Origin of the sequence: Pseudomonas reactans, from assembly GCF_013387025.1 — a bacterium.
Classification (GTDB): Bacteria; Pseudomonadota; Gammaproteobacteria; order Pseudomonadales; family Pseudomonadaceae; genus Aquipseudomonas; species Aquipseudomonas reactans.
Window position 1 is genome coordinate 156,443 of sequence record NZ_JACAQP010000004.1, and the last position, 22,122, is coordinate 178,564.

Here is a 22,122-nt window from a genome sequence, read left to right on the forward strand (position 1 = left end):
CCTGAAATAAGCAGTGGGCAAGTTGTCAGGCAATTTGATGACAAACCGACAGTCGGTTGGCGTCAAGGTTTGCGTGTTGGTTCACGTTACCGCAGAATGCCGGCTTTTAAAGCTTGACGCAGCTGCAACGGACTACTTTGGAACGTTGTTGTCATCGTGTACGAGGTGCCTGCAGGGGGGCAATCGATGCAACGTAAACCGGATTTACTATGGATTTTGGTGATTTTGTTTGGTCTGGGCGTCGTGACCACCGGGTATGCCCAAAGCTTATGGTCGAACAAGACCGATGCTCCCGTTGAACTGGCTCAGCAGCAGCCGCAACCGTTCAAACGCTGACTCTTCTTCAAGGCGCCGCTGATTCCAGTGGCGTCTTCGCAATGTACCAATGCTTATCGGTGACGGTGCCCGCCAACGGCACATCCCAGCTTGCTTGTGCCAACCGCTCGACCTTCTGGCATTCATGGGCCAGGCCCAGCAGCGTCGGCTTGCGCCAGCTTTGACGGCGCGCCAGGTAGGCCAGGCTGCGATCGTAGAACCCGCCGCCCATGCCCAGGCGCCCGCCGACATCATCGAACCCCACCAACGGCAGCAGCACCAGGTCCAGCGCCCAGACTTTGCGTTGGCGGCTGATGTTCACCCGTGGCTCCAGGATGCGAAAACGGTTGGGCAGCAGCTTTTCCCCAGGCCGGACACGCTGGAACACCATCTTGGTTCGCGGCCACGCGCTGAGCACCGGCAGGTAAGTGGCCTTGCCCCGGCGCTGTGCGGCGCGCAGCAGCAGGCGCGGATCGATTTCACCGTCCGTCGGTAGATACAAAGAGATATGTTTGGCCCGGCGAAACAGCGGGTGCTGTGCCAGTTGCCGATACAGGCCGTGGGCGGCCTTGCGCTGCTCGCTCGGCGTGAGGGCGCGGCGGGCTTTACGCAACATGCGTCGAAGTTGCGGACGGGAAAGCGGCGCAGGTTCGGTCATGGTTTTCGGCTCATAAAACAATGCCAGTCCGAGGACTGGCATTGAGTTTGGGAATTCAGGCTCCCCGACAGAGCCGCTGTCGACTTAGCCCTTGAACCCGAAAGTTCAAGGTGGAAGATGCAGTAGGCTTTAAGGCTTTCCGTCTAGCGGACATGCACACCAGCCCAACGTGCAACTTCCAGGGTAGTGCGAATCGGCTCAGGGACATCGCCGACTGGCAAACACGCCAGGGAGTGGGGCGAGTATACCTTAAACAGTCGCGGCAATCAGCCCTTGGGTGCGTCTGAATCGCTGGAAAGCACCAGATCGACACGCTCCAGCAGGTCACGCACCTGCTCACGCGTCGAGCCGCTGGCCTGCACGTCAGGGCGCTCCTGCTTATGCAGCAAATCGTGGGTAATGTTCAGCGCGGCCATCACGGCGATACGGTCGGCGCCGATCACTTTGCCGCTGCTGCGGATTTCACGCATCTTGCCATCCAGGTAGCGGGCGGCGCTCACCAGGTTGTTGCGCTCTTCCTGGGGGCAGATGATCGAATATTCTTTGTCGAGGATCTGCACGGTGACGCTATTGCTTGAACTCATGAGTCTTGCTCCAGGGCCTTCAGGCGCGAAATCATCGATTCGACCTTACGCCGGGCGATTTCGTTTTTTTCAATGAGGTGAGCGCGTTCCTCGCGCCAGGTCTTTTCCTGAGCTAATAGGAGTCCGTTTTGGCTCTTTAGTTGCTCGACCCGGGTAATTAGCAATTCGAGTCTGGCCATCAGCGCTTGCAGGTCGGTGTCTTCCATTGGGTTCCACTGGATTTGTCTGATGAATGGCAACTGCAGGATAAACGATCTGACGCCCTTGATAGTCTTGGTACGTCTGCCGGTGCTAGGATACAGCGCTCCATTCTAGACATTGCGCCGTCTGGCGCCTAGCTCACCATGCCTATTCAGAACTCCCCGTACGACGCTTTTTCCAAACTGCTGAGCACCAGCGGCCATCCCTGCTCGCCTGCCGAACTGCACGGTGTGTTGCTGGGCCGTAGCTGCACCGGCGTTGGCTTTGATGCCGACAACTGGCTGGCTGACGTGGCCGAGCTGCTTGAGACCGAGCCGACCGACAACGTGCGTAACGCGTTGATCGGCTTGCAAGAGATGGTCAAGGGCGAGCTGACCGGTGACGACGTCACCGTGGTCCTGCTGCTGCCGACCGACGATGCGCCGCTCGCCGAGCGCGCCGCCGCCCTGGGCCAATGGTGCCAAGGCTTCCTCCACGGTTTCGGCGTGAACGCCGGCGGCCTGGAACTGAGCACCGACGCCAAGGAAGTGTTGCAGGACCTGGCGGCGATCTCCCAGGTGCAAGACGCCCTGGAAGAGTCCGAAGACGGCGAAGGCGACTACATGGAAGTCATGGAATACCTGCGCGTCGCGCCGCTGCTGCTGTTCACCGAGACCAAAAAGTCCGCTGAACCTGCTTCGCCCAAGCCGTCGCTGCACTAAGAAAGGAAGCCCATCTGCCCATGATCCATATCCCCCGAGCGGAATACACCCGACGCCGCAAGGCGCTCATGGCGCAGATGGAACCCAATAGCATCGCGATCCTGCCTGCCGCTGCCGTGGCGATCCGCAACCGCGATGTCGAACACGTGTACCGCCAGGACAGCGACTTCCAGTACCTGAGCGGTTTCCCCGAGCCGGAAGCGGTGATCGTGCTGATGCCCGGTCGTCAGCATGGCGAGTACGTGCTGTTCTGCCGCGAGCGCAACGCCGAACGCGAGCTGTGGGACGGCCTGCGCGCCGGCACCGAAGGCGCGATCCGTGACTTTGGCGCCGACGACGCGTTCCCCATCACCGATATCGACGACATCCTGCCCGGCCTCATCGAAGGTCGCGACCGGGTGTACTCGGCCATGGGCAGCAATGCCGAGTTCGACCGGCACCTGATGGAATGGATCAACGTGATCCGCTCCAAGGCCCACCTGGGCGCCCAGCCGCCGAACGAATTCGTTGCCCTGGATCATCTGCTCCACGACATGCGCCTGTATAAATCGGCGGCAGAAGTGAAGGTGATGCGCGAGGCCGCGCGAATCTCCTGCGCGGCCCACGTGAAGGCGATGCAGGCCAGCCGCGCCGGTCTTTATGAATTCAGCCTGGAAGCCGAGCTGGATTATGAATTCCGCAAAGGCGGCGCGAAAATGCCGGCCTACGGCTCCATCGTTGCCGCCGGGCGCAACAGCTGCATCCTGCATTACCAGCAGAATGACGCGCTGCTCAAGGACGGCGACCTGGTGCTGATCGACGCCGGTTGCGAGATTGACTGCTACGCCAGCGACATCACCCGCACCTGGCCGGTCAATGGCAGGTTTTCGCCGGAACAGAAGGCGATCTACGAAATTGTGCTGGCCTCCCAGGAAGCCGCGTTTGCCGAGATCGCCCCGGACAAGCATTGGAACCAGGCGCATGAGGCAACCGTGCAGGTGATTACTGCCGGTTTGGTGAAGCTGGGGTTGCTGCAGGGTGACGTCGACGAGTTGATCGCCAGCGAAGCCTATAAAGCCTTCTACATGCACCGCGCTGGCCACTGGCTGGGCATGGATGTGCATGATGTGGGCGAGTACAAAGTGGGCGGTGAATGGCGGGTGCTGGAAGTCGGCATGGCGCTGACCGTAGAGCCGGGCATCTACATTTCGCCGGACAACCCGAATGTGGCAAAGAAATGGCGTGGCATTGGCGTACGCATCGAGGACGACGTGGTAGTGACCAAGCAAGGCTGTGAAATCCTGACCGGTGGCGTGCCCAAGACCGTCGCTGAAATTGAAGCGTTGATGGCGGCTGCCCGATGAGCCGGGTCAATCTGGCGATCATCGGCGGCGGCTTGGTCGGCGCCAGCCTGGCGCTGGCGTTGCAGGCCGGGGCCAAGGCGCGGGGCTGGAAGATCGTGCTGATCGAACCCTTTGCGCCGGGCGACAGCTACCAGCCGAGCTACGATGCGCGTTCTTCGGCGTTGTCCTTTGGCGCTCGGCAGATTTACCAGCGCCTGGGCCTGTGGCAGGACATTTCGCGCCGAGCCGAACCGATCAAGCAGATCCATGTGTCCGATCGCGGTCGTTTCTCCACCGCGCGCTTGTCTGCCATGGAAGAGGGCGTGCCGGCCCTCGGCTACGTGGTGGAAAACGCCTGGCTGGGCCAATGCCTGTGGCAGGGCCTGGACAAAGAGGTGGTCAGTTGGCGCTGCCCGGCCGAAGTCACGCGCATGGAACCGCTGCCCGATGGCTATCGCCTGACGCTCAACGATGAAACCGTGCTGGAATGCGACCTCGCCGTACTGGCGGACGGTGGCCGTTCCGGTCTGCGCGAGCAATTGGGCATCGGCGTGAAAACCCGCCCGTACAACCAGAGCGCGTTGATCGCCAACATCACTCCAAGCGAATCCCATAACGGCGAAGCCTTCGAACGTTTCACCGACGAAGGCCCGATGGCCTTGTTGCCGCTGCCGGACAACCGCTGCGCACTGGTGTGGACGCGCATTGGGATGGACGCCCAGCGCCTGGCCAATCTCGATGAGCGCAGCTTCTTGAGTGAATTGCAGGGCGTGTTCGGCTACCGCCTGGGCACGCTGAAGCAAGTGGGCGCCCGTCATCTGTACCCGCTGACATTGGTGGAAGCCGAGGAGCAAGTGCGCTCGCACCTGGCGATCCTCGGCAACGCGGCCCACAGCCTGCACCCGATTGCCGGGCAGGGCTTCAATCTGTCCCTGCGCGACGCGAATGCGCTGGCCGAGGCCTTGTTGGCCGGGCCTGCGGTGCCGGGTGACCTGGCGACCTTGCAGGGTTATCGCGAGCGCCAGCGCCTCGACCAGAAACTCACCGTGGGCTTCTCCGACCAGGTCACGCGCCTGTTCGGCAGCGCCCAACCGCTGGTCGCCCTGGGCCGCAGCATGGGCCTGCTGGGCCTGGACTTGCTGCCGCCGGCCAAGCGCTGGTTCGCCCGTCAGGCCATGGGCCTGGGTACTCGTCCCGATGCGTAATGGGTTGATCCAACGTGTGGGCAAGGCGCGGTTATTGCGTTGGTTCCTGAGCCTGTACCCGCCTTACCTCGGCGCGGGTGTACGGGTGCAAGAACTGAGCACGGACTTCCGGCATGCCAAAGTGCGCATGGGCTTGGGCTGGTATAACCGCAACTACGTCGGCACGCAGTTTGGCGGCAGCCTGTATTCGATGGTCGACCCGTTCTACATGCTGCTGTTGATGGAGAACCTTGGCCGCGACTACATCGTGTGGGACAAGGCGGCGAGTATCGATTTCATTTCGCCGGGCAAAGGCCCGGTGTATGCCGAGTTTTCCATCGATGATGCCTTGCTCGATGAGATCCGCCGGCAGACCGAAGGGGGTGAGAAGTACTTGCCCCACCTCAAGGTCCAGATTCATGACGGCTCCGGCACCCTGGTGGCGCGAGTCGACAAAACCCTTTACGTGCGGCGCAAGCCGCCAGCGAGACAGGCTTAAAGCATGGACATGCGCGCAGATGTGCTGATTGTCGGGGCCGGAATGGTCGGAAGCGCCCTGGCGCTGGCGTTGCAGGGCAGTGGCCTGCAGGTGCTGCTGCTCGACGGCAGCCCGCTGAGCGTCAAGCCGTTCGACCGCGAGGCCGCATTCGAACCGCGCGTGAGCGCGTTGTCGGCCGCCAGCCAGCGCATCCTTGAACGCTTGGGCGTATGGGACGGCATCGTGTCGCGCCGCGCCAGCCCTTATGGTGAGATGCAGGTGTGGGACGGCAGCGGCACCGGTCAGATTCACTTTTCGGCCGCCAGCGTGCATGCCGAGGTGCTTGGGCATATCGTCGAGAACCGCGTGGTGCAGGATGCGCTGCTCGACCGTCTGCATGACTGCGACCTGGGCCTATTGGCCAATGCGCGCCTGGAACAGATGCGCCGCTCCGGCGATGACTGGCTGCTGACCCTGGCCGACGGCCGCACATTGCGCGCGCCGCTGGTGGTGGCTGCCGATGGTGCGAACTCCGCCGTGCGCCGCCTGACCGGCACCGCCACCCGTGAATGGGATTACCTGCATAACGCCATCGTCACCAGCGTACGCAGCAGCCAGCCGCACCAGCGCACCGCGTGGCAACGGTTTACCGACACCGGCCCATTGGCGTTCTTGCCGCTGGTGCGGGACGGGCAGGAGGATTGGTGTTCGATCGTCTGGTCGACCACGCCGGCTGAGTCCGAGCGCTTGATGGCGCTGGATGATGAAAGCTTCTGCCGTGAGCTGGAGCGCGCCTTTGAAGGACGGCTCGGCACCGTGCTGAGCGCCGACCCACGCGTCTGCGTGCCACTGCGCCAGCGCCACGCCAAGCGCTATGTGGCCGAAGGCCTGGCGTTGATTGGCGATGCGGCGCACGTCATCCATCCCTTGGCGGGGCAGGGAGTAAACCTGGGTTTCCTGGATGCCGCGACATTGGCTGAAGTCTTGTTATCGGCCACCGAGCGCGGCGAGCGCCTGGCCGATGTGAAAGTGCTGAGCCGCTACGAGCGCCGACGCATGCCGCATAACCTGGCGTTGATGGCGGCGATGGAAGGCTTTGAGCGCTTGTTCCAGGCTGATCAATTGCCGCTGCGCTGGTTGCGTAATGCCGGGTTGAAGCTGGTCGACCAGATGCCCGAAGCCAAGGCTGTGTTTGTGCGCCAGGCGCTGGGCCTGAGCGGGGATCTGCCGGAGCTGGCCCAGCCCTGAAACAGTCGTGCAACATCTGGTAACGCCTCCACCAAGCGCTACCAAATGTGAGTCCTTATCATTTGCCCTCTTTTTGCAAATGAGAGACCGCACCCATGTTGGCACCCAAGCGCCTCCTGACTGCCCTGGCACTCACCCTGATCGGCAGCACCACCGTGCAGGCCGCCGACGAAGTGGTGGTCTACTCCTCGCGCATCGACGAACTGATCAAACCGGTGTTCGACGCCTACACCAAGAAAACCGGCGTGCAGGTGAAGTTCATCACCGACAAGGAAGCCCCGCTGATGCAGCGCATCAAGGCCGAGGGCGAAAACGCCACCGCCGACCTGCTGCTCACCGTCGATGCCGGCAACCTCTGGCAGGCTGAGCAAATGGGCATCCTGCAACCGTTCACCTCTGAGGTGATCGACAAGAACATTCCCCTGCAATACCGCTCTTCCAAACACACCTGGACCGGCTTGAGCCTGCGCGCGCGGACCATCGCCTATTCCACCGACCGGGTAAAACCGGGCGACCTCACCACCTACGAAGCCCTGGCCGACAAGCAGTGGGAAGGCCGCCTATGCCTGCGCACGGCGAAAAAGGTCTACAACCAGTCACTGACCGCCACCCTGATCGAAACCCATGGCGCGGCCAAGACCGAGGAAATCGTCAAAGGCTGGGTGAACAACCTCTCTACCGATGTGTTCTCCGATGACATCGCTGTGCTTGAAGCCATCAACGCCGGGCAATGCGACGTGGGCATCGTCAACACCTACTACTACGGCCGTCTGCACAAACAGAAGCCAGATCTGGCGGTAAAACTGTTTTGGCCGAATCAGGGCGACCGTGGCGTGCACGTGAACCTGTCGGGCATCGGCCTGACCCAACACGCGCCGCACCCGGAAGCCGCCAAGGCGCTGGTGGAGTGGATGACTACGCCTGAGGCGCAGAAGATCTTTGCCGACGTGAACCAGGAATTCCCGGCCAACCCGGCCGTGCCGCCGTCGGCGGAAGTGGCGACCTGGGGCAAGTTCGTGGCGGACACCTTGCCGGTGGAAGTGGCGGGCAAGCGCCAGGCTGAGGCGATCCGGTTGATGGATCGGGCTGGCTGGAACTAAATTTGTAAAGCGCCGCAGATCGAAATGTGGGAGCGGGCTTGCTCGCGAAAGCGTCGTGTCAGTCGATACATGTGTGACTGATACACTGCATTCGCGAGCAAGCCCGCTCCCACATTGGTTAGCGGCGCCTTGAAAATCTTTATTATTCTGAGAGTTTCTCATTGGCCCACCCCGCCCAACGCCGCTGGTACCTGCCGGTCTTCACCGTCGCCGCCCTGGTGCTGCTGCCGCTGAGCGTGCTGTTGCTGTCCTGGCAAAGTATCGACGCACAAATCTGGTCGCACCTCTGGGAAACCCAGATGCCACGTCTGCTGGGCAATACCCTGACCCTGGTGTTGGGTGTCGGCGTCGGCGTGACCCTGCTGGGCGTGAGCCTGGCCTGGCTGACCAGCCTCTGTGAATTCCCGGGTCGGCGCTGGCTCGACTGGGCGCTGATGTTGCCGTTTGCCATTCCTGCGTATGTTCTGGCTTTTGTGTTTGTGGGCCTGCTGGACTTCTCAGGTCCGGTGCAAACCTTGCTGCGCGAGTGGTTCGGCATGGGCTTGAGGCTACCTCGGGTGCGTTCCACCAGCGGTGTGATCATCGTGTTGGTGCTGGTGTTCTATCCCTACGTTTATCTGCTGGCGCGCAGCGCATTCCTGGCCCAGGGCAAAGGCCTGATGGAAGCGGCACGGGTGTTGGGGCAATCGCCGTGGCGAGCGTTCTGGCATGTGGCCCTGCCCATGGCGCGGCCGGCGATTGGTGCCGGGGTGGCCTTGGCATTGATGGAGACTTTGGCGGATTTCGGCGCGGTCTCGGTGTTCAACTTCGATACGTTTACGACGGCCATCTACAAGACCTGGTACGGCTTTTTCAGCCTGTCCAGCGCTGCCCAGTTGGCCAGCCTGTTGCTGCTGGTGGTGATGTTGGTGCTGTATGGCGAGCGGCGAGCACGGGGCGCCAGCCGACCGAGCAACGAGCGGCCACGGGGCAAGGCGCTGTATCACTTGCGCGGGTTCAAGGCGGCAGCGGCCACTGGCTGGTGCGGGTTGGTGTTCGCCTGTGCCTTTGTCATCCCGATGCTGCAATTGGTCGCCTGGTTCTGGCAGCGCGGTCGCTTCGATCTGGATGAGCGCTATTCCGGCTTGATAGTTCACACGCTTTATCTGGGCGGGATCGCCGCCTTGATTACGGTCAGCGTGGCGTTGGTACTAGCCTTCGCCAACCGGCTGGCGCCGACCCGTGCTATCCGCTCCGGTATCAGCCTGGCCAACGTCGGCTATGCCTTGCCAGGTTCGGTGCTGGCCGTGTCGATCATGTTGGCATTCAGCTATCTGGACCGGGAGTTGGTGGTGCCACTCTCCGGTTGGCTCGGCGGCGCGGGCAAGCCATTGCTGTTGGGCAGCCTGTCGGCGCTGGTGCTGGCGTATCTGGTGCGTTTCCTGGCGGTGGCCTACGGGCCGCTGGAAAACAGCCTGGCGCGCATCCGGCCCTCGTTGCCAGAAGCGGCGCGCAGTCTTGGCGTCAGCGGCCCACGACTGTTTTGCAAAGTGTATCTGCCGTTGCTGCTGCCGGGGACCTTGAGCGCAGCGCTGCTGGTGTTCGTCGATGTGCTCAAGGAAATGCCCGCGACCCTGCTGATGCGCCCGTTCGGCTGGGACACGCTGGCCGTGCGGATCTTTGAAATGACCAGTGAAGGCGAATGGGCACGGGCTTCTTTGCCCGCGTTGACACTGGTGTTGGTCGGCCTGTTGCCGGTGATCGGGCTGATTCGACGCTCCGCCCGACAAATCGGTTAGGTGCCAGTCCTACGGCTTGCGGCTACAATGCGCGGCATTCGGTGCGCTTCGTCTTTCGGAGCGGGTCGCTGGACGTGGCTGCGGGCCTTGTAATTCAAGGTGTTCGGCGCGAACAGTAGCTCCGCGCACCTTCGCCACGCCCGGAAGGAGAAACCCATGGGACAGCGTACGCCTCTGTATGACCTGCATCTCGCCCTCGGCGCGAAAATGGTCGATTTTGGCGGTTGGGATATGCCTCTGCACTACGGCTCGCAAGTTGAAGAGCACCATCAGGTGCGACGCGACTGCGGGGTGTTCGATGTATCTCATATGACCGTGATCGATGTCACCGGCCCCCAGGCCAAGGAATGGCTCCAGTACCTGCTGGCCAATGATGTCGAACGCCTGCATGGCTGCGGCCGTGCGTTGTACAGTGCCATGCTCAACGAAAAGGGCGGCGTGGTGGACGACATGATCGTCTACCGCACCGAGTCCGCTTATCGGCTGGTGGTGAATGCCGCCACCCGCGACCAGGACATGGCCTGGATGCACGCACAACTGGGCAATTACCAGGTGCAACTGCATGAGCGCCCTGAGTTGGCCATGCTCGCCATCCAAGGCCCCCACGCCCGGCAGAAGATTGCCGAGCTGGTGACCCAGTCACGCAGCACGCTGATTCACCAGCTCAAGCCCTTCGAAGGCCAGGCCGACGGCGATTGGTTTATCGCCCGCACGGGTTACACAGGTGAAGATGGCCTGGAGATTGTCCTGCCGGCCGATCAGGCACCGGGCTTTTTCAACGACCTGGTAGGTGCTGGTATTTCCCCCATCGGCCTTGGCGCCCGCGATACCTTGCGCCTGGAAGCGGGCATGAACCTCTACGGTCAGGACATCCATCAGGATGTTTCGCCGTTGGCGTCTAACATGGCCTGGAGCATTGCCTGGGAGCCGGCCGAGCGCAATTTCATCGGCCGCGCCGCGCTGGAAGCGGAAAAAACGGCGGGTGTGCAGTTCAAACTGGTCGGGCTGGTACTGGAAGAACGCGGGGTTTTACGCGCTCACCAAGTGGTTCGTATCGCCAATATTGGCGAAGGGGAGATCACCAGTGGTAGTTTCTCTCCTACGCTGAGCAAATCCATTGCCCTGGCGCGAGTACCGACGGCAACCGCTGATCGGGCCGAAGTGGAAATCCGCGGCAAGTGGTACCCGGTTCGAGTGGTCAAACCGACCTTCGTGCGCCATGGCAAAACCTTGATCTAACCTATTTCCGGCAGGCCAATGGCCGCTGACATTACTTCTTGAGGACACAGATTATGAGCGATATCCCTGCCGACCTGCGTTTTGCCGAAAGCCACGAATGGGCACGCCTGGAAGCTGACGGCACCGTGACCGTCGGTATTTCCGACCATGCTCAGGAAGCGTTGGGTGATGTGGTGTTTGTTGAGTTGGCCGAAGTGGGCGCGCAGTTCGACGCTGCTGGCCAAGCGGGTGTGGTGGAGTCGGTGAAGGCCGCCTCGGACATCTACGCTCCGGTTGCAGGCGAAGTGATTGCCGTCAATGAAGAGCTGAGCGGTAGTCCTGAGCTGCTGAACTCCGACCCGTACGGCGCGTGGATCTTCAAGCTCAAGCCGAATAACCCAGCTGATCTGGAAAAACTGCTGGATGCTGCTGGCTACAAAGCCGCCATCGGCGAGTGATCCTGTTGCGGGAGTCGGTTATCCGGCTCCCGCAATGTGTTTCAGCGCTGTAGAACCGCCTTCACTGCCGCTACCGACTGCTCCACATCCGCCTCCGTCATCGCCGTGAACATCGGCAACGACACGATCAAACGACCGACCTTTTCTGCCACCGGGAACATGCCTTCCTTGAAGCCCTGTGCCCGATAAAGACTCAGCAGGTGGATCGGCGGGTAGTGATAGCCAATGCCGACGCCGTGGGCCTGCATCTGCTCCATGAAGGTGGCGCGGGCCGGCAGGCCGTCCTGGCGCTCTGGCAGCACCAGTTGGAACAGGTGCCAGTTGCTGTTTTCGAAGTCGGCCGGTGGCAGTTGTGCGCCGTACTGCTCTTCAAAATCACTGCCAAAGCACTTGAAGTAGTGCCGCGCCAGGTTCTGGCGATGCGCGGTGATCTTCTCGATATGGGCAAACTGCCCCAGGCCAATGGCGGCGGCGATGTCGGTCATATTGAACTTGCCGCCCAGCACATCTACATCCAAGCCATCGACGCCGGTGCGGGTCACGCCTTGCAGGCGATACTTCTCGGCCAGGCGCGCTTCCTCGGCGTTGTTCAATACCAGGCAACCACCCTCGGAAGAGGTGATGTTCTTGTTGGCCTGGAAGCTGAACGACACGAAATCACCGGTGGCGCCGATGCGTTCGCCATCCCAGCTGGAACCCAGTGCCTGGGCGGCATCCTCGACGATGCGCAGGTTGTACTTGTTCGCCAGTGCATACAGCATCGGCATGTCCAGGGGCAGGCCGGCCAGGTAAACCGGGATGATCGCCTTGGTGCGCGGGGTAATCGCGGCTTCCACCTGAGCCAGGTCGATGTTGCGGGTGACCGGGTCGATATCGGCAAACACCGGCGTGGCGCCGACTTCCAGGATCACGTTGGCCGTGGCCACCCAGGAGATCGGCGTGGTGATGACTTCATCGCCCGGCCCGATGCCGGCAATGCGCAAGGCAATCTCCATGGTGCAGGTGCCCGAGTTGAAGGTGCGCACCGGCCGGCCGCCAAAGTATTCCGACAACTGAGCTTCGAATGCCTGCACTTTTGGCCCGCTGGTGATCCAGCCTGAGCGCAGTACATCGCCGACCGCCGAGATGGTGGCTTCATCAATGGTAGGTTTGGAAAACGGCAGGAAGGGCTGTTGGCTCATGACGACGAAGGCATCCGTTTCAGATTGGCGATGAGTAGGCGAGGTATCAGTACCGGCATAGTTGCACGGCTTGACTGAATATAGCCTGTCATCTGTGAATGAATCGTCACCGCCCGGGCAAAAAAATGCCGCTTCAACAGCGGCATTCTCTACCGGACTTTAGAAGGCGTAGCGCGCTTCCAGGAACACATTTTGTTCCTTGAGCTTGCCCTTGAGCTGCTCATCCCGCGCGTTCACACGGTTTGCGAAGGTGTTGTAGCCGGTTTCAACATCGCCCATGGCGATGTAACGATAACCAGCCCCCAGTGTGATTTGCTCACTGACCTTGGCTTCCAGCCCCATGCCTACACTGTAGGCAAAGTTGTGTTGGCGATTATTGGCAAAGCGACGGGTCTCGTTGGTTTGATAGCCTTCGGCTTCAATGCGAGCGACACCCACACCGGCCATACCGTAAAACGACAACCACTGGTTTATAGGGATGTCTTTATAGCCATTGAGCATCAAGCGTTGGCTCTGGACGTGCAGGCTGTTGACGTTGGCATTAAAAGGGGCCCAGTAGGATTTGAATGTCGAGTTGTTCGGCATCGTGTATTCCCCTTCCAGGCGCCAGCGATTCTCAAAGGCGTAACCTGCGGCGAAAGAGGCTACGAATGACTTGCTGCTATCCGGCGCGTCCACCCGTTCAGTCACGCGAGGGCTGGTGAGCAGCGAACTGGAAAGGTTCTGGCGAGCGTTGTTGAGTTTGGCTGATCCGTACCAGCTTTCTGCCTGGGCGTAGGCGGTAGCAAAGACAGAGAGCAGCAGTGCGTAGGCAATCTTTTGCATGGGCGGTGATTCGCTTTATTTAAAAAGGAATCTTTAGCTTGTTGCCTGGCAGGATAAGGCTCGACAGGACTTCTCTTTAGTTAGCTGTGAAAGCAGGAATGCTTACGTAGTGCTGAGCGGCAAGGATCGTAGGAGTTGAAGGCAAAAAAATGCCGCTGTTCAAAGCGGCATTTTTTATCGAACTCGAGTTATTCGGTAACGGCGTTTTTCGCGAGGATGGCGTTGGCCAGCTCCATATCCGTGGCTTGCAGGCCAGGGTTGTCGGCGCGGACTTTCTGCATGGCGGCTTCCAGGTACGGGCCACGGATGCCGCCGTCGCTGGCAACAAAGCTGCCTGCGTCGTCTTGTGCGGCGACCACCAGCTTGTGGTCCTTGAAGGTCAGGTACGTCGAGCCGGTGGTGGCACCCGACGAGATGACATTGCGCCAGAAACTGTCGGCCATGGCTGAACCGACAGGGAGGGAAAGCACAGCGAGGGTAGCGACAGCATATTTGAGACGCATGATGGGTGACTCCGGGTGGGTTATCTGTACTTTTTGATTGTAGTTAACCCAATCGAGTTCCATCACGGACTAAACAGTTTCAACCCTTAACACCACGCCGTCCTGACCAACCACCCGGACTTGAGCGCCTACGGGGCTGTCTGGACCCGTCACCATCCACACGCCGTCACCGACTTTTACCTTGCCCCGGCCATCTACAATCGCTTGATGCACCATGAAGGTGCGGCCGATCAGTTCCGAACCGCGTTCGTTGAGGCCAGGCTGATCGCTGGCTTTGGCACTGCTGCGCTGGCGCTTCCACCAATACACGGCTGTCAGGATCGACAACACGGCAAACAACAGAAGTTGCCACTCCAGCCCCAAAGGCGGCACCAGGAACTTGATAACGCCCACGGCTGCCGCGGCGATGCCCATCCACAGCAGGTAACCACCGGCGCCGAATACTTCAAGAATCAACAGGATCGTACCCAGCGCCAGCCAATCCCAAAACGACAGATGCTGCAGGAAATCCCACATGGCGCTGGCCTCAGCCTTTCTTGTTGTCGAACGTTGCCTTGACGATCTCGCCGATACCGCCGACGGCACCGATCACCTGGCTGGCTTCCAGCGGCATCAGGATGACCTTGCTGTTGTTGGCCGATGCCAGCTTGCCCAGCGCATCGATGTATTTCTGCGCGACAAAGTAATTGACCGCCTGCACGTTGCCCGACGCGATCGCTTCCGAAACCACCTGGGTCGCACGGGCTTCGGCTTCGGCCTGACGCTCACGGGCTTCGGACTCAAGGAATGCCGCTTGTCGACTACCTTCGGCCTCCAGGATCTGCGCCTGCTTCTTGCCTTCGGCGGTCAGGATTGCCGACGCTCGCAGGCCTTCTGCTTCAAGGATTTGCGCACGCTTGATCCGCTCGGCTTTCATCTGGCCCGACATGGCGGCCATCAGGTCGGCAGGCGGGCTGATGTCCTTGATTTCGATACGGGTGATCTTGATGCCCCATGGCGCCGTGGCTTCGTCCACGGTTTTCAGGAGTTTTTCGTTGATACCGTCACGCTGGCTGAGCATGGCATCCAGCTCCATGGAACCGAGCACGGTGCGGATGTTGGTTTGCAACAGGTTGCGGATGGCGTGTTCGAGGTTGTTGACCTCGTAGGCGGCCTGAGCAGTGTTGACCACCTGGAAGAAGCACACCGCGTCGATCTGCACGGTGGCGTTGTCGGCGGTGATGACTTCCTGGGGCGGGATATCCAGCACGCTTTCCATCACGTTGATCTTGCGACCGATGCGGTCCATGACCGGGATGATGATGTTCAGGCCAGGTTTGAGGGTATTGGTGTAGCGGCCGAAACGCTCGACTGTCCACTGGTAACCCTGGGGGACGACCTTGAAGCCCATGAACAGGATGGCGATGGCCAAACCCACGAAAAGAAGCAGTACGGTTCCGATCTGCATAGCGATTCCCTATCTGAATGTGTCAGTGAAACGACGTTGGGCCGATTGTAACGGTGTTGTCACCGATAAGAACGGTTTCACTGCTTATCAAACAAAGGATTTGTTACCGAATCCCCAGGCGTTACTCGCAATACTTCCGCCATCGTGGTCAGTCCCGCTTCGACCTTTCGCATCCCGGCCATGCGCAGGCCGCACATGCCTTGGGCAATAGCCGCCTGGCGCAAGGCCTGAACATCGGCACCGGGTGTGATCAGGGTTTTGAGTGTCTCATTCAGCACCATGATTTCGTAAACACCGGCTCGCCCCCGATAACCGCTATTTCGACATTCAACACACCCGGTAGCCTCGTGGACGTCGCCCACCGCATGCTTGCAATGAGGGCACAACACCCGCACCAACCGTTGCGCCATCACACCCAACAAGGTGGCTTTGATCAGATAATGAGCAATGCCCAGCTCCTGCAAACGGCTGATGGCGCTGGGTGCGTCGTTGGTATGCAGGGTCGACAGCACCAGATGCCCGGTCAGCGCGGCCTGGATCGCCATCTCGGCGGTCTCTTGGTCGCGGATCTCGCCGATCATGATGATGTCCGGGTCCTGGCGCAGCAGGGCGCGGATGCCGCTGGCGAAGGTCAGGTCGATGTTGTGTTGCACCTGCATCTGATTGAACGCGGGTTCGACCATCTCGATCGGGTCTTCCACCGTGCACAGGTTGACCTCCCGGGTCGCCAGTTGCCTGAGCGTGGTGTAAAGGGTGCTGGTCTTGCCTGAACCGGTCGGGCCGGTTACCAGGATGATGCCGTGGGTCTGGCTCGTCATGGATTGCCAGCGTTGCTGGTCATCAGCCGATAAACCCAGCTGATCAAAGCCCTTGAGCAGGACCTGCGGGTCGAATATTCGCATCACCAGCTTCTCGCCAAACGCCGTGGGCAAGGTGGACAGACGCAGCTCAACTTCCGCGCCCGTCGGGCTTTTGGTCTTGACCCGTCCGTCCTGGGGCCTGCGTTTTTCTGCCACGTTCATACGGCCCAGGCTTTTCAGGCGGCTGACGACGGCCATCGTCACCTGGGGCGGGAATTGATAGACGTCATGCAACAGCCCGTCGATGCGAAAGCGCACACGCCCTTGTTCACGGCAGGGTTCGATATGGATATCACTGGCGCGCTGGGCGAACGCGTACTGCAGCAGCCAATCGACGATATTGACGATATGCGCGTCGTTGGCATCCGGCTCCTGATCGTTGGCACCGAGGTTGAGCAGTTCGACAGGGCCAGGCGCCGTGACCTTCTGATCGGCACCGCTGACGGATTTTGCCAGCCGGTAGAACTCACCGATACAGCGCGTGATGTCCTGGGGATTGGCGACCACGCGCCTGATCGAGCGCTTGAGCACCTGCGCAAGCCCGGCCTCCCAACTGGTGACATGAGGCTGGGCACTGGCGACGGTGACGGAGTGCGCGTCCACCGCGACCGCGAGGATGGCGTGACGCTGGGCGAAGGCGTGGGACATCAGCGGCACCACCGTCGCCACGTCGATCTTCAACGGGTCGATGCGCAGATAGGGTTGCCCGGCCTGTTGGGCGAGCCATTCGGTCAGGGTTTCCAGGCATGGGCCTTGGGCTGCGATGCTCTCTAGAGGATGCTGGGTGTTGCTGGCCGGCAGTGCCGACAAGCGTTGGGCGAGTTCAGGCGTGATCAGCCGCCCTTCGACCAAAGCCGCCAACAGCTGATGCAGTTCCAATCGTTGATCAACCGGCATGAAGGTTTTCCTGGGTGGCAGTGGGTGTAAATCCCAGGCTAGCCAGCCGATGAGTATCTGCCTCCCAGCGTGTATTGCAGGCTTTTACTGGGCGACCGCCACCACCGCTTGAGGCCCCACGGAGTCAGCCGACCACATATCCAGCGTGCACACGCTGATCAGGTTTCGAATCTTTTCACCGATCACCTGTGCCCGGTGCCAGCTCAGGCCGTCCATCACGATGTCGAGGTTCAGCAGGTCACCTTCCCGGTTCACCATGACCTGTCGCGGCGTGAGGCATTGCAGCGCGAAATAATTGAGGACCCGGCATAAAACATCAGGCTCCGCCTCGGCGACGATCCGGTAGTGCGCCTGGCAATGAACGCTGGTGACGGCCCACGCATCGACGCGGGTAACAGGGTGGGTGGTTTCAACAGCGTGCATGGGAAAGCTCCAGATTCGACTGTAGAAATTTTTACATTCGCCAACGGAGATTTCTTATCTAAGATGAGCCTGTTTCAGGATTAATCGAATTGAACAATTCAAGATAAGCATCATTAAAGGTATTTATATGCACAGCGAGTTGGACGCCTACGACCGCCGTATCCTGGCCCTGTTGCAAGAGGACGCCTCGCTGTCGAGTGCGCAGATCGCCGAGCAGGTCGGCTTATCCCAGTCACCGTGCTGGCGGCGTATTCAACGTCTCAAGGAAGAGGGGGTAATTCGCGGCCAGGTGACGTTACTGGACCGCAAGAAGATCGGCCTCAACACGCAGATCTTTGCCGAGGTCAAACTCAACGCCCACGGCCGCTCTAACTTCACTGAGTTCACCGACGCGATTCGCGGGTTTCCGGAAGTGCTGGAGTGTTATGTGCTGATGGGGGCGGTGGATTTTCTGCTGCGTATCGTCACCTCCGACATCGAGGCGTACGAGCGGTTTTTCTTCGAGAAGTTGTCGATGGTGCCGGGGATTCAGGAGGTCAATTCGATTGTGGCGTTGTCGGAGATCAAGTCCACCACCAGCCTGCCAGTGTTGCGCTGACAGGCTGGGGGTAGCGATTTTACAGGCGCAGCAGCGTCTTCCACGCACGGTTCTGGTACACCGCAATCGCCTGATGCATCCGCGCATCCAGTGACTCATCGGTGATCGGCTGGTTGGCCAGTTGCGCCAACTTGTTCAGCTCGCCGTACAGACGGTCCAGTTCCGGGATGTCGACCACATGACGCGCATGGTGCAGCCAGGCCTGGATGCGTTCGATGCGCGGCAGTTGCTCGGCCAGGTCTTCCGGCTGTTGCTGGTAGCGCGGCAGTTGCAGGGCGACGGCGTCTTCGGCCAGCAGGCGTGGCAGCCAGTTGGTGATTTGTGCAGCGCCCTGGCGGTTGCCACGCACGTTGCGGTCGGCGGTCCAGGTCCGGGCCAGCAGCCAGCGTGAAGCGTTCAGTGAGAACAGGCCCCAGCGCACGTCCTCCAGTTCTTCGATGAACTGTTCCGGCGCAGCTTTGCGGATGTCTTCATCGTCGTCACCGGCTTGCACCAGTGGGCGCCAGTCTTCCAGCAGAGCATCCAGTGCGCTGCGCAGTTCGCTGGTGGATTGACGTGGTGCAGCCTGACCGAGGCTGCCGACCAAGGCGCGCAGTTCGCCGAGGTTGTCGACCCAGTCTTGCAGCAGGCGCCAATGGCCATTGAAACGGTATTGCTCGGCCAAGCGCTGGCTGCTGCCCAGCAGGTGCCACATGATCGCGGCGAAGGCATCGTCCAATGGCATTTCAGCGTGGATCTGCGGCGCCGGCAGGCTCAGGGAATAGCTGCTGGCGTCGTATAGGCGGTAGCCACGCTCGGCCTTGCTGATATCGCACGGCATCAGGGCCAGGGTGGCGGCCAGTTCGGCAGCCAACTCAAGCAGGGCCGCCGGTTCGCCTTCGCGCAGTTCCAGTTCCAGCTCGCAGATTTCTTCTTTTTGCTTGCCGACCACCACGTGGCCCAGGTCCAGGGCGGCTTCGATGACCACCTTGGCCTTGCCACGGCCCCAGGCGATTTCGGCGCGTTCACGCACGAAGTCGGTGGTGAAGATCGGCTTGAGGGTTTTTTTATCCAGCTCGGCCAGTTGCTCGGGCCAGCATTCGCCGTCGAGTTTCTTCACGTCGAGCTTGGCTTTGGGTAATTCCCAATTGTATTCGTTACGTTCCGACAAGCCGGCGACGCTCTGACCACGGGTCTTGAGGGTCTGGATGATGTCGTCACCGTCCTTGCGCAGGCGCAGGGCGACTTTGGCCTGGGCCAGGTCGCGCTCGGGGGTGTCGAAATACTGGTTCATCAACTCACGGCGTTCCCAGCCACTTTTGTTGCGTTTTTTCAGCAGCGGGTGCTCACGCAGCGCGGCGAGGGTCTCGCGGCTGACGCGAAGCTTGATTTCAGTTTCTTTTTGCATGGCCGGTACATCCAGGATCGGGAGCGCAGCCGGGGAAAAGAGTGGCTGCCAAGGTCGTGCAGTGTACAGGACTGAGCCCGGCAACGTGCCGCAACGGTTTATTGTGTCGTGCAGATGGCTCTATAGTGGGGCTCATCCGGGAAGTCGAGAGGCCGCGCATGCCATTACCGTCCATGAAAGAGCAGTTCGCCGCGCTGATTGCCGCGCCGTCGGTCAGTTGCACCCAGGCCTCTCTCGACCAGACCAACCGCCCGGTGATCGACTTGCTCGCCAGTTGGCTGGGCGACTTGGGTTTTGCCATCGACATCCAACACGTCAGCCCCGGCAAGTTCAACCTCCTGGCCAGTTACGGCAGCGGCCCCGGCGGGCTGGTGCTGGCAGGCCATAGCGATACCGTTCCCTATGACGCCGCGTTGTGGAAGACCGATCCGCTCAAGTTGACGGAAGTCGACGGTCGTTGGGTAGGACTGGGCAGTTGCGACATGAAGGGCTTTTTCGCCCTGGCCATCGAGGCGGTGCTGCCGTTGCTGGATCAGCCGTTCAAGCAGCCGCTGCTGATTCTTGCCACCTGTGATGAAGAAAGCTCCATGTCCGGCGCTCGCGCATTGGCAGAGGCAGGGCGCCCGTTGGGCCGCGCAGCGGTGATTGGCGAGCCGACCGGGCTCAAGCCGATCCGTCTGCACAAAGGTGTGATGATGGAGCGCATCGACATTCTTGGCCAAAGCGGCCATTCGTCGGATCCCAGCCTTGGGCACAGCGCCCTCGAAGCCATGCACGACGCCATTGGCGAGCTGCGTGGCTTGCGCCTGGCCTGGCAGCGCGAATACCGCAACCCGCAGTTCAGCGTGCCGCAGCCGACCCTGAATTTTGGCTGTATCCACGGTGGCGACAACCCCAACCGCATCTGCGGCCAGTGTTCCCTGGAGTTCGACCTGCGGCCGCTGCCGGGCATGGACCCGCAAGTGCTGCGCGACGCCATCCGGCAGAAGCTCGTGCCCTTGGCCGAGCGCCATCAGGTCAAGATCGATTACGCGCCGCTGTTCCCCGAAGTGCCGCCTTTCGAGCAGCCCGAAGATGCCGAACTGGTGCGGGTCGCGGAACGATTGACCGGCCATCGTGCCGAAGCAGTAGCGTTCGGCACCGAAGCGCCTTATCTTCAGCGCCTTGGGTGTGAAACCCTGGTGCTGGGCCCTGGCGACATCGCCTGCGCCCACCAACCGGGCGAGTACCTCGAAATGTCACGCTTGACGCCTACAGTGCGTCTATTGCGGGAACTGATCGAACATTACTGCCTGAAACCTGCATAAATTAACCCCAACCTGTTCGTACATAGAAAGGAGAGTGAGCGTGTCGCCAAGCCTGTTCCGACGATAACCATCAGCCCGCTGTGCGCTTTCACGATTCATCCTTTTCCGGCTGCTTTTTATTACAGGCCCAGGTGTTATGCCCGACTACGTTAATTGGCTTCGTCACGCTTCTCCTTACATCAACGCCCACCGCGACTGTACCTTTGTGGTCATGCTGCCTGGCGACGGTGTGGAACATCCCAACTTCGGCAATATCGTCCACGACCTGGTGCTGCTGCACAGCCTGGGCGTGCGCTTGGTGCTGGTACACGGTTCGCGTCCGCAGATCGAAGTGCGCCTTGAAGCGCGTGGCCTGATCCCGACTTATCACGAAGGCATGCGCATCACTGACGCGGCGACGCTGGAGTGTGTGATCGACGCGGTCGGCCACCTGCGCATCGCCATTGAAGCGCGCCTGTCGATGGACATGGCCTCGTCGCCGATGCAGGGCTCGCGCCTGCGGGTAACCAGCGGTAATTTCGTGACCGCACGCCCCATCGGTGTATTGGACGGCGTGGACTACCACCACACCGGCGAAGTGCGCCGTGTCGACCGCAAGGGCATCAACCGCCTGCTGGACGAGCGCTCCATCGTGTTGCTGTCGCCGTTGGGTTACTCGCCGACCGGTGAAATCTTCAACCTGGCCTGCGAAGACGTCGCCACCCGCGCCGCCATCGACCTGGGTGCCGACAAGCTGCTGCTGTTCGGCGCCGACATGGGCCTGATCGATGAAAACGGTCGCCTGGTCCGTGAGCTGCGCCCGCAACAAGTGCCGGCTCACTTGCAACGCCTGGGCAGCAGCAACTATCAGGCTGAACTGCTCGATGCGGCCGCCGAAGCGTGCCGGGGTGGGGTAGGGCGCAGTCATATTGTCAGCTACGCCGAAGACGGTGCCTTGCTCACCGAACTGTTCACTCGGGACGGCGGCGGTACGCTGGTGGCCCAGGAACAATTCGAGCAGGTGCGCGAAGCCGCGATTGAAGACGTCGGCGGTTTGCTCGACCTGATCAGCCCGTTGGAAGAGCAGGGCATCCTGGTGCGTCGTTCGCGGGAAGTGCTGGAGCGTGAGATCGAACAGTTCAGTGTGGTTGAGCGCGAAGGCATGATCATCGCCTGTGCGGCGCTGTACCAGATCGCAGATTCGGACGCAGGTGAACTGGCGTGCCTGGCGGTGAACCCGGAATACCGCCATGGCGCGCGGGGCGATGTGTTGTTGGAGCGCATCCAGGCCCGCGCTCGTGCGCAGGGCTTGAAGACCTTGTTTGTGCTCACCACCCGCACCGCCCACTGGTTCCGTGAGCGGGGGTTTGTGCCGAGTAGCGTGGACCGCCTGCCATCGGCGCGGGCGTCGCTGTACAACTATCAGCGTAATTCGAAGATTTTCGAGAAGGCTCTCTGACTTAACGCAAG

At 60.9% G+C, this 22,122-nt stretch carries 24 protein-coding genes and 1 other RNA gene; 13 read left to right on the top strand and 12 right to left on the bottom strand.

The genetic code is table 11. The features are described from left to right. The first annotated feature begins 186 nt into the window (after positions 1–186). On the top strand, positions 187–336 hold the full coding sequence (locus HX793_RS04150) for a hypothetical protein (RefSeq protein ID WP_010207387.1): 150 nt from the start codon (positions 187–189) through the stop codon (positions 334–336). Positions 337–343: 7 nt separating this feature from the next. Here HX793_RS04150 and HX793_RS04155 read toward each other — a convergent pair whose 3' ends face one another. From HX793_RS04155 to HX793_RS04170, 4 genes are all read right to left on the bottom strand, one after another. Continuing rightward, positions 344–973: a 5-formyltetrahydrofolate cyclo-ligase gene (locus tag HX793_RS04155; protein WP_177097158.1), complete on the bottom strand. Its 630-nt coding sequence runs from the start codon at positions 971–973 to the stop codon at positions 344–346. A 57-nt stretch (positions 974–1,030) separates the two neighbouring features. Next, positions 1,031–1,209: non-coding RNA, 6S RNA (ssrS, locus tag HX793_RS04160), on the bottom strand. A 30-nt stretch (positions 1,210–1,239) separates the two neighbouring features. Beyond that, a complete protein-coding gene (locus HX793_RS04165; protein ID WP_003176812.1) occupies positions 1,240–1,557 on the bottom strand; it encodes a cell division protein ZapA in 318 nt (105 codons plus the stop codon). Further along, positions 1,554–1,763 (bottom strand): TIGR02449 family protein, encoded by a 210-nt coding sequence (locus HX793_RS04170; protein ID WP_007982902.1) that lies wholly within the window; start codon positions 1,761–1,763, stop codon positions 1,554–1,556. Before HX793_RS04170 ends, HX793_RS04165 begins: the two co-directional genes overlap by 4 nt. A gap of 138 nt (positions 1,764–1,901) precedes the next feature. Here HX793_RS04170 and HX793_RS04175 point away from each other — a divergent pair, with 138 nt between their 5' ends. From HX793_RS04175 to gcvH, 9 genes are all read left to right on the top strand, one after another. Beyond that, on the top strand, positions 1,902–2,459 hold the full coding sequence (locus HX793_RS04175; protein WP_095013944.1) for a YecA/YgfB family protein: 558 nt from the start codon (positions 1,902–1,904) through the stop codon (positions 2,457–2,459). A 20-nt stretch (positions 2,460–2,479) separates the two neighbouring features. After that, positions 2,480–3,802 (top strand): Xaa-Pro aminopeptidase, encoded by a 1,323-nt coding sequence (gene pepP / locus HX793_RS04180; protein WP_177052636.1) that lies wholly within the window; start codon positions 2,480–2,482, stop codon positions 3,800–3,802. Continuing rightward, positions 3,799–4,986: a 2-octaprenyl-6-methoxyphenyl hydroxylase gene (ubiH, locus tag HX793_RS04185; protein WP_177097155.1), complete on the top strand. Its 1,188-nt coding sequence runs from the start codon at positions 3,799–3,801 to the stop codon at positions 4,984–4,986. Before pepP ends, ubiH begins: the two co-directional genes overlap by 4 nt. Next, positions 4,979–5,464 (top strand): DUF4442 domain-containing protein, encoded by a 486-nt coding sequence (locus HX793_RS04190; RefSeq protein ID WP_177052638.1) that lies wholly within the window; start codon positions 4,979–4,981, stop codon positions 5,462–5,464. The genes ubiH and HX793_RS04190 overlap by 8 nt, the downstream gene beginning before the upstream one ends. A 9-nt stretch (positions 5,465–5,473) precedes the next feature. Further along, entirely contained in the window at positions 5,474–6,691 is a 1,218-nt protein-coding gene (locus tag HX793_RS04195; protein ID WP_177052784.1) for a 2-octaprenyl-3-methyl-6-methoxy-1,4-benzoquinol hydroxylase, read from the top strand. 95 nt (positions 6,692–6,786) lie between these two features. Further along, the gene (locus HX793_RS04200) at positions 6,787–7,791 is read left to right on the top strand and encodes an extracellular solute-binding protein (RefSeq protein ID WP_133075516.1); all 1,005 of its coding nucleotides are present in this window, start codon (positions 6,787–6,789) and stop codon (positions 7,789–7,791) included. Positions 7,792–7,952: 161 nt separating this feature from the next. Further along, a complete protein-coding gene (locus HX793_RS04205; protein WP_177002560.1) occupies positions 7,953–9,569 on the top strand; it encodes an ABC transporter permease in 1,617 nt (538 codons plus the stop codon). Positions 9,570–9,725: 156 nt separating this feature from the next. After that, positions 9,726–10,808, top strand: a complete 1,083-nt coding sequence (gene gcvT / locus HX793_RS04210) for a glycine cleavage system aminomethyltransferase GcvT (protein ID WP_016978975.1) — start codon at positions 9,726–9,728, stop codon at positions 10,806–10,808. 53 nt (positions 10,809–10,861) lie between these two features. After that, complete coding sequence (gcvH, locus tag HX793_RS04215; protein ID WP_095013937.1) at positions 10,862–11,245, top strand: glycine cleavage system protein GcvH; 384 nt, start codon at positions 10,862–10,864, stop codon at positions 11,243–11,245. A gap of 41 nt (positions 11,246–11,286) precedes the next feature. Here gcvH and HX793_RS04220 read toward each other — a convergent pair whose 3' ends face one another. From HX793_RS04220 to HX793_RS04250, 7 genes are all read right to left on the bottom strand, one after another. After that, positions 11,287–12,426 (bottom strand): DegT/DnrJ/EryC1/StrS family aminotransferase, encoded by a 1,140-nt coding sequence (locus HX793_RS04220; RefSeq protein ID WP_177097153.1) that lies wholly within the window; start codon positions 12,424–12,426, stop codon positions 11,287–11,289. Positions 12,427–12,585: 159 nt separating this feature from the next. Further along, positions 12,586–13,251: an outer membrane protein gene (locus tag HX793_RS04225; RefSeq protein WP_177097150.1), complete on the bottom strand. Its 666-nt coding sequence runs from the start codon at positions 13,249–13,251 to the stop codon at positions 12,586–12,588. A 188-nt stretch (positions 13,252–13,439) separates the two neighbouring features. Then, entirely contained in the window at positions 13,440–13,754 is a 315-nt protein-coding gene (locus tag HX793_RS04230) for a DUF2388 domain-containing protein (protein ID WP_003176799.1), read from the bottom strand. 69 nt (positions 13,755–13,823) lie between these two features. Next, on the bottom strand, positions 13,824–14,270 hold the full coding sequence (locus HX793_RS04235; RefSeq protein WP_177097148.1) for an NfeD family protein: 447 nt from the start codon (positions 14,268–14,270) through the stop codon (positions 13,824–13,826). A gap of 10 nt (positions 14,271–14,280) precedes the next feature. After that, on the bottom strand, positions 14,281–15,201 hold the full coding sequence (locus HX793_RS04240; RefSeq protein WP_010207363.1) for an SPFH domain-containing protein: 921 nt from the start codon (positions 15,199–15,201) through the stop codon (positions 14,281–14,283). Positions 15,202–15,278: 77 nt separating this feature from the next. After that, on the bottom strand, positions 15,279–16,958 hold the full coding sequence (locus HX793_RS04245; protein ID WP_177052641.1) for a GspE/PulE family protein: 1,680 nt from the start codon (positions 16,956–16,958) through the stop codon (positions 15,279–15,281). A gap of 84 nt (positions 16,959–17,042) precedes the next feature. Further along, positions 17,043–17,381, bottom strand: a complete 339-nt coding sequence (locus tag HX793_RS04250; RefSeq protein ID WP_095013931.1) for an ACT-like domain-containing protein — start codon at positions 17,379–17,381, stop codon at positions 17,043–17,045. Positions 17,382–17,508: 127 nt separating this feature from the next. Here HX793_RS04250 and HX793_RS04255 point away from each other — a divergent pair, with 127 nt between their 5' ends. After that, a complete protein-coding gene (locus tag HX793_RS04255; RefSeq protein ID WP_010207358.1) occupies positions 17,509–17,979 on the top strand; it encodes an Lrp/AsnC family transcriptional regulator in 471 nt (156 codons plus the stop codon). Positions 17,980–17,998: 19 nt separating this feature from the next. On the opposite strand, the gene HX793_RS04260 is transcribed toward HX793_RS04255, so the two are convergent. After that, on the bottom strand, positions 17,999–19,366 hold the full coding sequence (locus HX793_RS04260) for a CYTH domain-containing protein (RefSeq protein WP_095013930.1): 1,368 nt from the start codon (positions 19,364–19,366) through the stop codon (positions 17,999–18,001). A gap of 158 nt (positions 19,367–19,524) precedes the next feature. Between HX793_RS04260 and argE the strand changes: the two genes are divergently transcribed. Continuing rightward, entirely contained in the window at positions 19,525–20,673 is a 1,149-nt protein-coding gene (gene argE / locus HX793_RS04265; RefSeq protein WP_016978984.1) for an acetylornithine deacetylase, read from the top strand. 136 nt (positions 20,674–20,809) lie between these two features. Further along, complete coding sequence (gene argA, locus HX793_RS04270) at positions 20,810–22,111, top strand: amino-acid N-acetyltransferase (RefSeq protein ID WP_016978985.1); 1,302 nt, start codon at positions 20,810–20,812, stop codon at positions 22,109–22,111. Positions 22,112–22,122 lie beyond the last annotated feature (11 nt).

Coding starts and splice junctions, on each gene's coding strand:
- HX793_RS04155 (WP_177097158.1), bottom strand. CDS start 973: ATGACCGAACCTGCGCCGCTTTCCCGTCCGCAACTTCGACGCATGTTG.
- HX793_RS04245 (WP_177052641.1), bottom strand. CDS start 16,958: ATGCCGGTTGATCAACGATTGGAACTGCATCAGCTGTTGGCGGCTTTG.
- argE (WP_016978984.1), top strand. CDS start 19,525: ATGCCATTACCGTCCATGAAAGAGCAGTTCGCCGCGCTGATTGCCGCG.
- HX793_RS04175 (WP_095013944.1), top strand. CDS start 1,902: ATGCCTATTCAGAACTCCCCGTACGACGCTTTTTCCAAACTGCTGAGC.
- HX793_RS04255 (WP_010207358.1), top strand. CDS start 17,509: ATGCACAGCGAGTTGGACGCCTACGACCGCCGTATCCTGGCCCTGTTG.
- HX793_RS04170 (WP_007982902.1), bottom strand. CDS start 1,763: ATGGAAGACACCGACCTGCAAGCGCTGATGGCCAGACTCGAATTGCTA.
- HX793_RS04240 (WP_010207363.1), bottom strand. CDS start 15,201: ATGCAGATCGGAACCGTACTGCTTCTTTTCGTGGGTTTGGCCATCGCC.
- gcvH (WP_095013937.1), top strand. CDS start 10,862: ATGAGCGATATCCCTGCCGACCTGCGTTTTGCCGAAAGCCACGAATGG.
- HX793_RS04220 (WP_177097153.1), bottom strand. CDS start 12,426: ATGAGCCAACAGCCCTTCCTGCCGTTTTCCAAACCTACCATTGATGAA.
- gcvT (WP_016978975.1), top strand. CDS start 9,726: ATGGGACAGCGTACGCCTCTGTATGACCTGCATCTCGCCCTCGGCGCG.
- HX793_RS04250 (WP_095013931.1), bottom strand. CDS start 17,381: ATGCACGCTGTTGAAACCACCCACCCTGTTACCCGCGTCGATGCGTGG.
- HX793_RS04225 (WP_177097150.1), bottom strand. CDS start 13,251: ATGCAAAAGATTGCCTACGCACTGCTGCTCTCTGTCTTTGCTACCGCC.
- HX793_RS04165 (WP_003176812.1), bottom strand. CDS start 1,557: ATGAGTTCAAGCAATAGCGTCACCGTGCAGATCCTCGACAAAGAATAT.
- HX793_RS04230 (WP_003176799.1), bottom strand. CDS start 13,754: ATGCGTCTCAAATATGCTGTCGCTACCCTCGCTGTGCTTTCCCTCCCT.
- pepP (WP_177052636.1), top strand. CDS start 2,480: ATGATCCATATCCCCCGAGCGGAATACACCCGACGCCGCAAGGCGCTC.
- HX793_RS04200 (WP_133075516.1), top strand. CDS start 6,787: ATGTTGGCACCCAAGCGCCTCCTGACTGCCCTGGCACTCACCCTGATC.
- HX793_RS04195 (WP_177052784.1), top strand. CDS start 5,474: ATGCGCGCAGATGTGCTGATTGTCGGGGCCGGAATGGTCGGAAGCGCC.
- ubiH (WP_177097155.1), top strand. CDS start 3,799: ATGAGCCGGGTCAATCTGGCGATCATCGGCGGCGGCTTGGTCGGCGCC.
- argA (WP_016978985.1), top strand. CDS start 20,810: ATGCCCGACTACGTTAATTGGCTTCGTCACGCTTCTCCTTACATCAAC.
- HX793_RS04190 (WP_177052638.1), top strand. CDS start 4,979: ATGCGTAATGGGTTGATCCAACGTGTGGGCAAGGCGCGGTTATTGCGT.
- HX793_RS04150 (WP_010207387.1), top strand. CDS start 187: ATGCAACGTAAACCGGATTTACTATGGATTTTGGTGATTTTGTTTGGT.
- HX793_RS04260 (WP_095013930.1), bottom strand. CDS start 19,366: ATGCAAAAAGAAACTGAAATCAAGCTTCGCGTCAGCCGCGAGACCCTC.
- HX793_RS04235 (WP_177097148.1), bottom strand. CDS start 14,270: ATGTGGGATTTCCTGCAGCATCTGTCGTTTTGGGATTGGCTGGCGCTG.